This is a genomic window from Pseudoflavonifractor sp. 524-17, from assembly GCF_009935845.1.
Lineage (GTDB): Bacteria > Bacillota > Clostridia > Oscillospirales > Oscillospiraceae > Pseudoflavonifractor_A.
This window is the reverse complement of the sequence record NZ_QWEK01000007.1, coordinates 26,573-38,947: the sequence shown is the minus strand read 5'-3', so window position 1 is coordinate 38,947 and position 12,375 is coordinate 26,573. Positions and strand designations below refer to the sequence as shown.

Below are 12,375 nucleotides of genomic sequence, written 5' to 3'. Positions count from 1 at the left end.
TCAACCATTTTCCGAATTTTTATTGAATGTGCAGTATCCGGGCGATTTTGTCCCCCTTGGGCATCAGGTCCAGATCCTCCTTGGAGATCACCCGCAGGGCCAGCACCAGCACCAGATACACCACCACACCGGCGCCGATGGCGCAGGCGGTGGCAATAGCATTGCCCAGGGTGGTGAGATCGGCAGGGCCGGTGCCCCCCAGGACCCGGGCCAGCAGGCCATAGCAGGCCCAGGCGCTGCCCCCCATGAGCATGGAGGCCAAAACGGGCTTGGCGAACACCTTGATGAACCGGGGAGGCGCGGGGATGACCCGGTGGATGATAAACAGGTCCATCGCGGACACGAAGGCGAAGCAGCACAGGGTGCCAACCGGGGCCCCCTTGATGTTGATGTCATAGTTGCCCACCAGCAGGTAGTTCACCACCACCTTGATGATGCCTCCTATGATCACGTTGAGCACCGGTAGGTTGACCATGCCGTTTGCCTGAAGAATGGCGTTGCAGATGAGCATAATGCACACAAAAATGGCCGCCAGGCCCAGGGTAGACATCAGCGGGCCCGCCACCGCCAGATCCAGCTTGTTGGGGTAGAGCAGCTGCACAATGGGGCCGCCCAGGGCGAACAGGCCCACCCCCATGGGCAGGCAGAGCAGCGCGCCCACCCGCATGGCGGACTCCGAGATGCGGCTGGCCCCCCGGAAATCCCGCCGCGCCCGGCAGGCGGACACCGCGGGGATAATGCTGGCCGTCAGGGGCACCATCAGGGCGGAGGGCAGATTGTACACCGCCATACACTTGTCATAGATGCCCTTCAGTCCCCGGGCGGCGAACTCCACCACTTCGAAGCTGGTCTGCTCATAGGCGGCCTCAGGGATGAGCTCCGGCAGGTCGGTGTACATCTGCTTGAGCAACGTGAGCACCACCCGGGTGTCGATCAGGGTGACAATTGACACCGCCGCCGAGCCCAGGGTGATGGGAATGGCCAGCTTGAGCAGCCGGGACAGGATGACCCCGGAGGGATCCGCCCGGTCCTTGGCGGCGCGGCGCTCCATCTGGCGGGTCTTTCGAAAGTTCCCCGCCAGGTAGAACACCGAGAACACGCTGCCGATGGACACGCCGAAAATCGCCCCCGCCGCCGCCATCTGCTGGCGGTAGGCCGGCTCCCCGGGGAGGAAGCGGATCACCGCGAAAGCCAGGGCCAGGCCGAACACCAGCTTGCAGCTGGCCTCAATGATCTGGGAGATGCTGCTGGGCAGCATATAGGAGTGCCCCTGGGCGTAGCCCCGAAAGGCGGAGCAACAGCACACACACAGCACCGACACAGACAGGGCCCGGACGCAGTAGATAGCCGCCGGATCCCCCATAGCGGCGGCCAGGGGGCCGCCGAAAACGGACATACACAAAAAGCTGACCAGTCCCAGCACAAAGAAGGTGGACAGGGCCACCCGGAAGACCTTGTGGACCTGGTTGCGCCGGCCCAGGGCGTTGGCCTCGGACACCGTCTTGGACAGGGCCACCGGCAGGCCTGCGGTGGACACGGTCAGAAACAGGTTGTAGACGTTGTACGCCGTGTTGAAGTCAGTAAACGCCTCATTGCTCAGAATATTCCCCAAGAGGATTTTGTAGGGCGCGCCGATGAGCTTTACCAGAATCGCACCCACCGCCAGAATGGCGGCGCCGCCGAAAAAGGTGTTTTTTTTCTGCTGACTGGACAAGGCTTCTCCCCCTTACTTTGGAAACAGGAGGGGAAGGGCGTAGCGGTACACCTCCTGTTTGACCCGCTCGATGTCGATGGTGAAGAACTCACCATTCTGGTATATGACCTGGCCCCGGGCCATATTCATGGCCACGTTGCAGCCGTGGGCGGCATAGACCAGATTGGAGATCACATCGTGGCAGGGGGTCAGGTTCAGGGCGTTGAAGTCCACCAGGATCAGATCCGCGTCCCACCCCGGGGCGATGCGCCCAGTCTTCCGGCCCAGGGCCTTTCCGCCGTTGACGGTGGCCATGGCCAGGGCGGCGGCGGGGAGGGTGGCCAGGGGATCGTGGTTCACCCCGTTCTGGAGCATGGCGGCCAGCTTCAGGTCGCCGAAAAAGTCGGTGCAGTTGTTGGAGGACACCCCGTCAGTGCCCAGGGCCACATTGACCCCCGCCTTTGCCATGGCGGCCACAGGGGCCACGCCGGAGCCCAGCTTCAGGTTGGAGATGGGGTTGTGGATACAGGAAATCCCCTTCTCCGCCATAATAGCCCAGTCCTCCGGAGTGGTCCACACGCAGTGGGCGGCAATGGCGCGGGTGTCCCACACCCCGTACTCGTCCAAAATCTGAATGGGGGTCTTCCCCCCGTGGCGGGCCTTGCACGCCTCGTGCTCGCTCTGGGTCTCGGACACGTGTACGTGCATTCCCAGGCCGTGCTCCTTGGCGTAGGCGGCCATCCACTCCCACAGGGGGGCCCGGGAGGTGTACTCCCCGTGGATGGAGGCGTCCACCAGGATCTGCCCCCCGTTGTGGCCGTGCCACTGCTCGGTGAGGGCGCGCTGGGCCACGCAGTCGGAGTTAGCGTCCGGATCAAAGCCCTCCCCGAAGAGAACGCCGCCGCAGCACAGGTTGGCGTTCAGCCCCGAAACGGCCACCCGCTGGGCCACCACATTGGTGCGCATATACATATCGGCAATGCAGGTCACCCCGGAGGCGATCATCTCCGCCAGGCCCAGATCGGCGCAGCAGGCCATGGCCCGGCCGTCCCACCGGGCCTCCACTGGGAAGATATACTGGTTCAGCCAGTCCTGGAGATTATGCCCGTCCCCATAGCCCCGCATGGCGGTCATGGCGGTGTGGGCGTGGGCGTTGACAAAGCCGGGCAGCAGCACGTTGCCCTCCCCGTCGATCTCCCGCTCAAAGCTCCCCTGAGGGCGCTGGATCCCTACATAGTCGATTTTATCCCCCTGCACCGCTACAAAGGCGCTGGAGAGGACTGTGCCCTCTCCGTCCATGAGCACGGCACGGACATTGGATATCAGCGTTTTCATCCCGCTTCCCCTTTACAGCTTCTTCAGGCACTCCAGCACCAGGCGTGAGAACTTGTCCCGGCACGCCTCGCCCGCCTGCAATACCTCTTCCTCACTGAGGGGCTGGTTCAGAATCCCCGCCGCCATATTGGACAGCAGGGTAAAGCCCAGCACTCTCATGCCGCAGTGGCCCGCGGTGATAACCTCCGGCGCGGTGGACATACCGCAGGCGTCCGCCCCGGCCACGCGGGCAAAGCGGACCTCTGCCGGCGTCTCGTACTGGGGGCCGGGGAAGTACATATACACGCCCTCCCGCAGCTCAATGCCCAAAGATTTGGCGCTCTCCCGGGCCACGTCCTGCAATTCGGGGGTATACAGCTTGGAGGCGTCGGGGAAGCGCACCCCAAACTCCGGTATATTCTGCCCCCGCAGCGGGGACTCCATAAAAATTTTGATGTGGTCGGTGATGAGCATCAGGTCCCCGGCCTTCCACGCCATATTGACGCAGCCGGCGGCGTTTGTGACCACCAAGGTGTCGCACCCCAGCAGGCGCAGCACCCGCACGGCGTAGGACACCTCCTCATAGCTGTAGCCCTCGTAGTGGTGGATCCGGCCCTGCATCACCGCCACCGGCCGGCCCTCCATTCTTCCGAACACCAGCTGGCCCTTGTGCCCGGGGGCGGTAGACGCCTTGAAGTGAGGGATCTCCTGATAGGGTACCACGACAGGGTCCTCCACCAGGTCCCCCATGGAGCCCAGGCCGGAGCCCAGCACCATGGCCACCTTGGGGGTAAAGGCCCCGATTTTCTCCTTGATATAGGCGGCGCTGGCCTGATATTCCTGGAATGTATTGTTCACAGTACGTTCCTCCTCGTATATTTCTTTTTTGGGCGGCGCGGGACGCCGGACGGCTGTCACGTCCTGCGCCCCGCTGTGCTGTGTCTGTCCTCTTTGTCTACAGGGCGGCGCCGCACTGCCTGCAATACCGGTCCTCCCAGCCGCACACTGTCTGGCAGGCCGGGCAGAGCTTGGCGCCCCGCATCTCGTCCAGCTGCTCGCTCAGGGCGGCGCTGGCCGCTGTCTTTTCGTCCAGCTGCTCCATCAGCACCTCCAGCTCGGCGGACCGGTCCTCCCCGCTCTGAAGCGCGTCGTACACCGTGCGGCCCACCTGCTGGTACAGGGTGCGGATCTGGCTCTCCAGCTCAAAGCGCTGCACCTTCAGGCCGGCTACCTCTACCATCTCGCCCACCCGCTGGCCGGCGCTGCGCACCGCTGTCCCCGCTGTCTCCGCCGCGGCGGAGGCCGCCGCCTTTGTCTGACCCAGGATCTCCTGTACTCGCCCGTCCATGCAGACTCCCCCTTATATTGTAATAAAAAAGCCCCTATATTGTTCCCTATTTTACACCAAAGGCCCAAAGAATGCAACGGCGGAAAAGCGTCCGCGCATATCTGTCTCACAAAATCCGCGGCCGCTGCGGGGCGGCAAGGGCCCCGCCGGACAGCCTTCCACGGTTGTGAATGCAGGTTCTCACAGCTTGGTCAGCTGAAACATCCACCGCAGCCAGCCGTACACGCTGCTGGCGCGCCGGTCCACCAAATTCTCGCCGCACACCTGGTATTCCCGCATCTTCGCCCCGATCTCCCCCCGGTCCGGGAGGCTCCCCAGCGACAGCGCCCTGTCGAAGAGGTCGGCAAAGATCCGGTGGCCCAGCATCAGCTCCACCAGCTTGAGCTGCCGCTGTCTGTAGTTCAGGCGGAACACCCGGCTGCCCAGCCTGGTCAGGGAGACCACGCTCTGGCCGTCCTCCCTGCGGCTCTCGAAGAGGCCCAGATACCGCCCGGCGTTGAAGTAATAGTCGGACTGCCGGGGCTCAAAGTCCATCAGCGCCGCGATCTGCTGCTTGGTCATGGGCGTTTCGAATAAATGCTCCAGCAGGGAGATGATCCGCGCCATGGAGTTGGCCTGGAGGAAGGGGATGCGGGTGCTTTGGGCGTTGTCGTCGGTGACAACCGGCGTGGCCGCCCGCACCTGGCGCAGGTCCTCCAGAGTAATTCTGGTATCCTGTAAGGAGTAGTTCCGGCTGCGCACCAGCTCAATGGAGGAGTAGTCTTCCAGTGTGCGGAACCGGTACTCAAACAGCCGGTAAATCTGGTTGGAGTACACGCAGAACACCAGCCGGATGGGCTTTTTCACCCGCGTGCTCCACAGCCGGTAGGGGTAGTACAGCTGCCGGATGTGGAAATCTCCATGCACCACGTTTTTGGCCTCCAGAATGACCACGCAGTCCTCATTTTCAAAGCCGCCGTCGATCTCACACTGGGCGTGGCGGACGTGGATCCACTGGGGCGCGCCGGAGCAGGTGTCCACCCGAAAATCGAATTCCCCGGTGCCCATCCGGCCGTTGAAGGTGGCGGCGCTCCCCCGCGTACCCAAAAATTCGTCCAGAATGCCGGACAGCACCAGCACATGGATGGCGTTGGCCTCTGAGCCAATGTTTTCCGCATCAATGGTCTCAAATTCCGGCAGGCGGATCCGGCTCATCCGGGTGACCGGCTCCTCCAGCTCGGGGATGGGCTGGTACAGCAGGAAATTGCCCAGCACGTAGGAGCTGCGGCTGTCCGGCAGCAGGTTGATGCGGTTTTTCTGCAGCACCTCCGGCAGCGCGTCAGAGCTGTCCCACTTGGCCATAAGCCGGGGCTCCCGGAATTCCTTAATCTGGCTGGCCTTGATACGGAAATACCCTTTTTGGCCGATCTCCTCCCGGATGGGATATTTCTCCAATAATGCGGCCCACGCCTGATTGGCGGACAGGCTATCCTTTGTCTGGGACATAGCGGATCAACACCTCATTGATTTCCCCCCGTTTGGCCTTGTCGCTGTTGATGGTCCGTTTCGCCCGCACGGTACGGATCTCATAATCCTGGTACAGGTCCCGGATGGCCGGACAGTCGGAGTTGGACTGGAGGAAGGGGATGTTCCTGGCCCGGAGCTTGTCGCACTCCCGCTTCAGGGCCACCTGCTGATCGTAGTCAAAGCCGCTGTCCGTGTACCCTGTGAAGGAGGCGGAGGAGGACAGGGGCATATAGGGCGGGTCCAGATAGACAAAGGCCCCCCGGCGCAGGCCCTTCAGCGCCTCCCGGTAGTCCCCCTGCATCATTTTAATGCCCTTCTTCCCCAGATACCGGGACATGGCCCGGATTACCGGGGCGTTGACAATTCTGGGGGACTTGTATCTGCCATAAGGCGCGTTGAACTGCCCCGCGCCGTTCACCCTGTAAAGTCCATTATAGCAGGTTTTATTCAGATATATGACCCGCGCCGCCCGTTCCACCGGGGACATCCGGGCATAATCCGCCTCCCGATCCATGGCGCGGATCTGGTAGAAATAGTCCGCGCAGCTGGCGGCCCTGTGCTCCTCCAGCCGCTGGATGAGCGCCTCCGGACAGTCCCGCACCACCCGGTAAACGTTCATCAGCTCCCCGTTATAGTCGTTGATAATGGCTTTCTCCGGCTGCAGCTGGAACAGCACCGCGCCGCCCCCCAGGAAGGGCTCCACATAAGTGGTGCAGTCCCTGTCAATCAGGGGAAGGATCTCCGGCAGCAGCTGCCGCTTTCCTCCGGCCCACTTCACAATGGGCCCCACCAGGGCGTCCATGGCCCCTTCACCTCCTTCTCGGAACCTTGTTGAATACGGATTGTTACAAAATCCCCCTGAGCCGGTGGAGGGGGAAGATTACCAGGGTAGCCCGGCCCAGCACATAGCGGGCGTCCACCGTCCCCAGGCTGGGGTTGCGGCTGTCGTTGGATACGTTGCGGTTGTCCCCCACCACAAAAAGCTCCCCCTCCGGCACGGTGAGGGTACGGGTGGTCTGCCAGAACTTCTGCTCCATGGGGCCGTTGATATAGTCCTCCTCCAGGGGCTGTCCGTCCACGTAGATGACGCTCTCCCCGTAGTCGATCTCCACGCGCTGCCCCCCCACGGCCACCACCCGCTTCACAATGGGGCCGGTCACCTGGTCGAACTCCTTGGTCAGCACCACCACATCCCCCTGCTTCGGGGTGTAGCCGATGCGCTGCACCAGCATCAGGTCCCCGCTGTGAAGGGTGGGGTACATGGAATCGCCGTCCACCGGCGTCAGCCGGCCCAGAAAGGTAAAGCCCAGGATGACAACGATCATCACCGGCACAACCGCCTGGAGCCAGCTGTAAAAGCTCTGGCTCATGGGGGACGCCTTGGGCTCCTCTTCCTCATTTCCCTTCTCGTCCTCGTAGCCGTACCTGTCTGTGTACTCCTCTCCGCGCTTCATAGGCGCCTCCTTTCCCGATTTGCTATCGCTTCTCAGAACCTGCATTCACAGCCGCCGCGTACAGGTTCTTAAAACGGCCGCCCCGGCTTTCGCCGGGGCGGCCGTTCCACTTCGCCTTGGGAGGGCGGTTATTTCGCGTACTCCACAACCTTGGTCTCCCGGATCATGTTCACCTTGATCTGGCCGGGGTATTCCAGCTCGTCCTCGATCTTCTTGGCAATCTCCCGGGCCAGCAGCACCATTTGGTCCTCGCCCACCTGCTCGGGCTTGACCATGATGCGCACTTCCCGGCCGGCCTGGATGGCAAAGGCCTTCTCCACCCCGTGGAAGGAGGAGGTGACTTCCTCCAGCTTCTCCAGACGCTTGATATAGTTCTCCAGATTCTCCCGCCGGGCGCCGGGCCGGGCGGCGGAGACAGCGTCTGCCGCCTGCACCAGGCAGGCCACCACCGTGCGGGGCTCCACATCGTTGTGGTGGGCCTCCACCGCGTGGATGACGTTCTCGTTCTCCCGGTACTTCCGGGCCAGCTCCACGCCGATCTGGACGTGGGAGCCCTCCACCTCGTGGTCAATGGACTTGCCCAGGTCGTGGAGCAGGCCGGCCCGCTTGGCCTCGTTCACGTTGGCACCGATCTCCGCGGCCAGCAGGCCCGCCAGATGGGACACCTCAATGGAGTGGTTGAGCACGTTCTGTCCGTAGCTGGTGCGGTACTTCATCCGGCCCAGCAGCTTGACCAGCTCGGGGTGCAGGCCGTGGACGTTGGTCTCGAAGATGGCCCGCTCGCCCTCGGCCTTGATGGTGGCGTCCACCTCCCGCTTGGCCTTTTCCACCATCTCCTCAATGCGGGCGGGGTGGATGCGCCCGTCCTGGATCAGCTTCTCCAGGGCGATGCGGGCGATCTCCCGGCGCACCGGGTCGAAGCAGGACACCGTAATGGCCTCCGGCGTGTCGTCGATAATCAGATCCACGCCGGTCAGCGTCTCCAGCGTGCGGATGTTGCGGCCTTCCCGGCCGATAATGCGGCCCTTCATCTCATCGTTTGGCAGGGGAACCACGGAGACAGTGGCCTCGGCCACATGGTCGGCGGCGCAGCGCTGAATGGCCAGAGAGAGAATCTCCTTGGCCCGGGTGTCGGCCTCCTCCTTGTAGCGGGTCTCAATCTCCTTTACCTTCATGGCGGCCTCGTGGGTCACGTCGGCCTCAATCTGGTTGATCAGATAAACCTTGGCCTCCTCGGCGGTCAGGCCGGAAATCCGCTCCAATACCTCCATCTGGGTCTGTTTGATCGTGTCCGCTTCCTCCCGGACCCGTTCCAGCTCCGCCAGGCGGTTTTGCAGCAGCTCCTCTTTCTTCTCAATGTTCTCGGTTTTGCGGTCCAGGTTCTCTTCCTTCTGCTGGAGCCGGCGCTCCTGCTTCTGCTGGTCCGCCCGGCGCTCCTTGACCTCCCGCTCGTACTCGTTTCTGGCCTGAAGGATCTCCTCCTTGGCCTCTACCAGCGCCTCCCGCTTCTTGCTCTCGGCGCCCTTGATGGCCTCGTTAATAATGCGCTTGGCCTCCTCCTCGGCACTGGAGATCTCCTTCTCCGCCACGGACTTGCGCCACATAACACCGGCCAAAAAGCAGATTACAGCCGCGATTGCGACTGCAATCACACATACACCAATCGGAATCAAGGTTTGAACACACCTCCGTTTCTTTTTGTTTTACCCGCGGGTTTCCCCCGCGCAGATGGTTTTCCATAATCGTTGCATCATTGGGACAATAATTGAAAAACTACCCCTCTCGTCTTTCAAAAAACGTACCTAATCTATTTTAGAGCCAAGGGGGCGCTCTGTCAAGAAAATTCGTAGGCGACATACCGGTTCTCCTGTTGACGGAGCCTGTTTTTCCCTTTTTTCCGCCCTCCACATCCCTGGTTCTCTTCCCGCACTTCTTTATCGGCGCTTCCGCCCCTTCCTATTGAATACTATTATAAAGGGATGAAAAATTACTGTTCGGACGAAAACCGGCACAAACGTCCCGCTTTTCCTCCCCATCCCACCGCCGGTCCGCCTGCCGGATGTCCTTCCCTGGTTGACAGTTTTATGGGGCAAATTTATAATCGGGTTGTATTGGCGCAGCCTGCTTTTCCAGCCGGACGGCTGGAGCTGGGTTTGGGCCCGAATGACTGATACTGATTTAAGAAATGAGGCGAATCTGCTATGTCCAGAACGATTGACGCCAAGGGAAAAGCCTGTCCCATGCCTGTTATGATGGCCAAAGAGGCCATTTCCGCCGGGGAGAGTGATTTCACCATCCTGGTGGACAACACCACCGCCGTGGGCAACCTCCAGCGCCTGGCCGGCAACCAGGGGTACGACGCCGCCGTCACTGAGGACGCCGGGGTATACCGCCTGGCCTTCACCAAAAACGCCCAGGCCTGTCCCGCCTGTGAGGCGGCGGCGGACTCCCCCCCCCTGCCCAAGCTGGGCTACGCCGTCTTCGTGGGCCGGGACATCATCGGCTCCGGCGACCGGGAGCTGGGCACCAACCTGATGCGGATGTTTTTCTACACCCTGGCCCAGTCTGACGATCTGCCCCGCTCCATCCTCTTTATGAACGCCGGCGTCAAGCTCCCCGCCGGGGACGAGCAGGTGGCGGAGCATCTGAAAGCTCTGGCGGACAAGGGCGTGGAAATTCTGGTGTGCGGCACCTGCCTCAACTTCTACCACATTGCCGATCAGCTGGCCGTGGGCACGGTGAGCAATATGTACGACATCGTCACCAAGATGCAGGAGGCCGGAAAGGTCATCACCGTATAATGGACTACTGCGTCATTACCTTTGCCTCTGCCAACGGCGCCATTCAGGCCCAGGGCTACCTCAAGGGCAAGGTCCCCTTTCAGATTATGCCTGTCCTGCGGGAGATCTCCAGGGGCTGCGGCATCTCCGTCCGCTTTCCCCTGGAGTATCTGGACCAGAGCCGGGCGCTGCTGGCCGCCTCCCCCCTCCCTTTGGAGGAGTACGCTTTTTATGGCGTTACCGGACAGGGCGCAGCGCTCGCCGCCCAATCTCTTGACTAGGGTCTGCTAGTGCTGAGGGGACACAGGGAAACCTGTGTCCCCTCAGGCTGTCGAACCCTTTTTTCTATCCCCACGGAAGGAGCGAGTCCTTTTGAACGACTTTGACCGGCTTTTGCAGGCGGTTCTGGCCCAGGCCAGGGCGCTGGGCATTCCCGTCTCCAGCCAGATCGACCCCCATGTGGCGGTGAACCGCCGGGCAGTCACCCGGTTTGGGTGCTGTATCTGCAAAGACGGGCGGTTTACCATTGAGCTCACCGCCCGGCTGCTGGACGCCCCGGAGCAGGCCTGCCGCCAGACGCTGGCCCACGAAATCCTCCACACCTGCCCCGGCTGCCGCAACCACGGCCCCCGGTGGAAACACTACGCCCAGCGGATGAACGCCGCCTACGGCTACCAGATCAGCCGCCTCTCCCCGCCCCAGGCCCTGGGCCCCACCGGCGGCAAGCCGGCACGCTACCTGCTGCGCTGTGATGCCTGCGGCCGGATCTTCCCCCGGATGCGGGCTTCCAACCTCACCCGCCACCCGGAGCGCTACCGCTGCGCCTGCGGGGGGGCGCTGGTTTTGTGTTCCCCCGGCTGCTGAGCCCCGCCCCGCCGCCCCGGGAAAAAATCTTCCGCAGCCGTGTATAAACACCGCCCGGCCTGACCACAATAGGCTCGGAGGTGCTAATGCAATGAAACAGTCATTTGGCAATCGCTTTGGCGATTTTATGGCGGAAAAGGGCTTCTACATAGTCCTTTTCCTCTGCGTCGCCGCAATAGGAATTTCGGGCTATTATCTGGTATCCACCCTCTCCGCGCCCCAGCCGGAGCAGCCGGTATCCGGCTATGTCTCAGTCACCGTCACTCCCGCGCCGGAACACAGCGTTCCCCCCGCGTGTCCCGCGGTGACGGCTCCGCCCACGCCGGTGATGCCGTCCACCGCGCCGCCAGCGGCCACTCCCAAACCCGCCCTGACGGCGGCGGCCTCCCCCGCGCCCACCGCCGCCCCGGAACCCACCCCCCAGCCGGACACCCTGCCCTCCTTCTTTACCTGGCCGCTGAAGGGGGAGACCATTCACCCCTACAGCGTGGAGACCCTCGCCTACAGTGAGACCATGGGGGATTGGCGCACCCACGACGGGGTGGATCTGGCCGCCTCTCCCGGCACCCCGGTGATGGCCACCGCCAACGGCACCGTATCCGCCGTGGAGCAGGACGACCTCATGGGCACCACCGTCACCATCACCCACGGCGGCGGCATGGTCAGCGTATACGCCAACCTGATGGCTCAGCCCCAGGTGGAGGTGGGGGATGCCGTACGGGCGGGAGACGTGATTGCCTCCGTGGGCGAAACCGCCATTGCGGAGAGCGCCCAGGCCGCTCATCTCCATTTCTCCATGTATCTGGATGGGCAGCCGGTGGACCCCGCCGGCTATATGCCAGAGGTTTGAAAAAGATCCCGGTTTCTTATGAAACCGGGATCTTTTTGTCCTTGAACCGGGGCAAGGGCCGTGCTACAATAGAGCTGGTTTCCGGAAGACAGGGGGAGATCTTGTAAAAAAAGGGAACGCCGCAGCGCTTCTCGCCGTTCCGGCGCTGGTTTTTCTGTCAGGCTGCGTGGAGCTCAGCCAGCTCTTGCCTCTCCAGCCCAGCGAGGTTATCATTGGCGGCACAGCCTATCAGGCTGGCTTTTACGGGGACCTGTGGCCCAGCGGCCTGTCCTTCACCGGGGAGGAATATGAGGTCGATGGCCAGACCTTCCGCCGCCTGGACTGGGATGCCTTCGACTGTGTCCAGGCCCCCACCGGCGGCGCCATCTACTTCCGGGGCGACCGCTTTTTTATCCTGGACGGCGCCCTGTATCTGGCACGCTACCATAATCAGAGTGAGCACACCCTCTCCGCGGTGGAAATTCCCGCGGAGACGGCAGCCTATTTCATCGCCCTGGTGGAGGACCTCCCGCAGACGCCATAACGCCTTTTCAGCCTCCCCAACCACAGGTTGAGTCCCGATTCAA

General features: G+C 62.5%; 13 protein-coding genes. 5 read left to right on the top strand and 8 right to left on the bottom strand.

Going from position 1 to position 12,375, the window contains the following annotated elements; genetic code table 11:
• Window positions 1-19: 19 nt before the first annotated feature.
• From D1159_RS02565 to rny, 8 genes are all read right to left on the bottom strand, one after another.
• A complete protein-coding gene (locus D1159_RS02565) occupies window positions 20-1,714 on the bottom strand; it encodes a polysaccharide biosynthesis protein (protein ID WP_161844139.1) in 1,695 nt (564 codons plus the stop codon).
• Between the two features lie 12 nt (window positions 1,715-1,726).
• A complete protein-coding gene (locus D1159_RS02560; RefSeq protein ID WP_161844138.1) occupies window positions 1,727-3,028 on the bottom strand; it encodes an amidohydrolase in 1,302 nt (433 codons plus the stop codon).
• 12 nt (window positions 3,029-3,040) lie between these two features.
• Window positions 3,041-3,865 (bottom strand): purine-nucleoside phosphorylase, encoded by an 825-nt coding sequence (locus D1159_RS02555; protein WP_161844137.1) that lies wholly within the window; start codon window positions 3,863-3,865, stop codon window positions 3,041-3,043.
• Window positions 3,866-3,962: 97 nt separating this feature from the next.
• On the bottom strand, window positions 3,963-4,355 hold the full coding sequence (locus D1159_RS02550; RefSeq protein WP_161844136.1) for a hypothetical protein: 393 nt from the start codon (window positions 4,353-4,355) through the stop codon (window positions 3,963-3,965).
• 180 nt (window positions 4,356-4,535) lie between these two features.
• The gene (locus D1159_RS02545) at window positions 4,536-5,840 is read right to left on the bottom strand and encodes a type II restriction endonuclease (RefSeq protein WP_161844135.1); all 1,305 of its coding nucleotides are present in this window, start codon (window positions 5,838-5,840) and stop codon (window positions 4,536-4,538) included.
• The gene (locus D1159_RS02540; RefSeq protein ID WP_161844134.1) at window positions 5,821-6,663 is read right to left on the bottom strand and encodes a DNA adenine methylase; all 843 of its coding nucleotides are present in this window, start codon (window positions 6,661-6,663) and stop codon (window positions 5,821-5,823) included. The genes D1159_RS02545 and D1159_RS02540 overlap by 20 nt, the downstream gene beginning before the upstream one ends.
• A 43-nt stretch (window positions 6,664-6,706) precedes the next feature.
• Window positions 6,707-7,315 (bottom strand): signal peptidase I, encoded by a 609-nt coding sequence (lepB, locus tag D1159_RS02535; protein ID WP_161844133.1) that lies wholly within the window; start codon window positions 7,313-7,315, stop codon window positions 6,707-6,709.
• Window positions 7,316-7,443: 128 nt separating this feature from the next.
• A complete protein-coding gene (rny, locus tag D1159_RS02530; RefSeq protein WP_161844132.1) occupies window positions 7,444-8,988 on the bottom strand; it encodes a ribonuclease Y in 1,545 nt (514 codons plus the stop codon).
• 528 nt (window positions 8,989-9,516) lie between these two features.
• Here rny and yedF point away from each other — a divergent pair.
• The 5 genes from yedF (at window position 9,517) to D1159_RS02505 (ending at window position 12,332) form a co-directional block, all read left to right on the top strand.
• Window positions 9,517-10,116, top strand: a complete 600-nt coding sequence (yedF, locus tag D1159_RS02525) for a sulfurtransferase-like selenium metabolism protein YedF (RefSeq protein WP_161844131.1) — start codon at window positions 9,517-9,519, stop codon at window positions 10,114-10,116.
• Complete coding sequence (locus D1159_RS02520; protein ID WP_161844130.1) at window positions 10,116-10,376, top strand: DUF3343 domain-containing protein; 261 nt, start codon at window positions 10,116-10,118, stop codon at window positions 10,374-10,376. Before yedF ends, D1159_RS02520 begins: the two co-directional genes overlap by 1 nt.
• A 91-nt stretch (window positions 10,377-10,467) precedes the next feature.
• Entirely contained in the window at window positions 10,468-10,959 is a 492-nt protein-coding gene (locus tag D1159_RS02515; RefSeq protein WP_161844129.1) for a SprT-like domain-containing protein, read from the top strand.
• A 91-nt stretch (window positions 10,960-11,050) separates the two neighbouring features.
• Window positions 11,051-11,809, top strand: coding sequence for a M23 family metallopeptidase (locus D1159_RS02510; RefSeq protein WP_161844128.1), 759 nt, complete (start codon window positions 11,051-11,053; stop codon window positions 11,807-11,809).
• 184 nt (window positions 11,810-11,993) lie between these two features.
• Window positions 11,994-12,332 carry a hypothetical protein gene (locus D1159_RS02505; RefSeq protein WP_161844127.1) on the top strand — a complete coding sequence of 113 codons (339 nt, stop codon included), beginning with the start codon at window positions 11,994-11,996 and terminating at the stop codon, window positions 12,330-12,332.
• The last annotated feature ends 43 nt before the right edge of the window (window positions 12,333-12,375 follow it).